Annotated in this window: 1 protein-coding gene; it reads right to left on the bottom strand. The window is 31.7% G+C overall.

What is annotated here, in order from left to right; all coding sequences use genetic code 11:
• Positions 1-46 precede the first annotated feature (46 nt).
• Positions 47-1,265 (bottom strand): IS3 family transposase gene (locus tag AC5YGI_RS22010; protein ID WP_496169807.1). Its coding sequence is split into 2 segments (ribosomal slippage), with 1,220 coding nucleotides annotated over them: positions 47-972 and positions 972-1,265; the frame shifts between segments, so codons are not numbered across the junction. This gene is flagged as partial in the annotation.

Genomic DNA, 1,265 nt, shown 5'->3' with positions numbered 1-1,265 from the left:
TGACTAGTCCTGAAAAAGGTTGACTAGTTTAATATTTCAAATATACTTAAATCAGAGTAGGAATTTTCCTATTCTGATTTTGTTTTTTGTATGTTTTTAATTTCACGTTATTTTTCATATGCACTTGGCTGGGGATGTTATAATTTAGGGAAAAATGAGGTCTTAAATTATTATAATAATAAATTGATTGGTCAAGCTGCTGTGAGAGATTCTTAAAGTTTTCAAAAGTATCAATCAATCCAAACTCATATTTCAGAATGCCGTTTACCCTCTCTGCTACAGCATTCTCATAAGGATCCGAGTTCTCGGTCATACTGATAAGAATATCATTTTTCCTTAACGTTTCAGTATATTCTTTACTACAATACTGCAATCCTCTGTCTGAATGATGAATTAAAGAATGTTTATACATCCTGTTCTTTATGGCTTGTTTTAATGCTTTCAATGTAGAGGCAGTCTGTAAATTATCACTTAGTTCATATCCTACAATTTTCTTTGAATAGGCATCGGTAATCAAATGAAGATAATAATTTTTCTCTTTAGTCTTCAGATAGGTAATATCTGCAACCCAAACTTTTTCTGAACATTTCAACTCCTTTTCTTTAATAATATTCGGGTATTTCTTCATCCAATGTCTGGAATTGGTTGTTTTAAAATAACTGTGTCTTCTGGGAATTAAAAGATAATTCGATCTTAAAAGTTGAAACAGCCGATCTCTTCCTATATGAAGATCCTCTTTTGAAAAATCATTTTTAAGTAATACATAAAGTTTTCGAGTCCCTATTTTAGGCATCTTTTTACGAATTGACAATACCAGTTCTATAATCCTTTTCTGATTATTGATAGAATCAGGCTGTTTCTTCCTTTTATAATAAGCTTGTTTACTGTATCCAAACAATCGGCAGATATCTTCCAGTGAAAGACTTGTATACGGCCTTATTTCCTGGATTGATTGGAACCAGACTTTTTTACAATTTCAATCTTCAACTCACGCTCTGCGATTTCTATAAATCTCTTAAACACTTTGAGCTCTTCTTCCTTTTTGGATAAAGCAGCTTCAAGCTCTTTAATCTTTTGTTTCTGTGGATCTTTCATAGGTCTGCCTTTACTTAATTGTTTTTCATAAGTAAAGTTACCATATTTTATTAACCAACTAGAAATGCATGAATTACCCCGAATATTGTATCGAGTTTGCAATTGGGATTTTGTATATAATCCCCGTTCATATTCAGAGACAACTTGTCGTTTGAATGCCTCACTGTATT

It is taken from the genome of Chryseobacterium sp. CS3K3.1 (assembly GCF_059515165.1).
The sequence above is the reverse complement of the archived record's forward strand: the minus strand, read 5'-3'. Positions and strand labels throughout refer to the sequence as shown.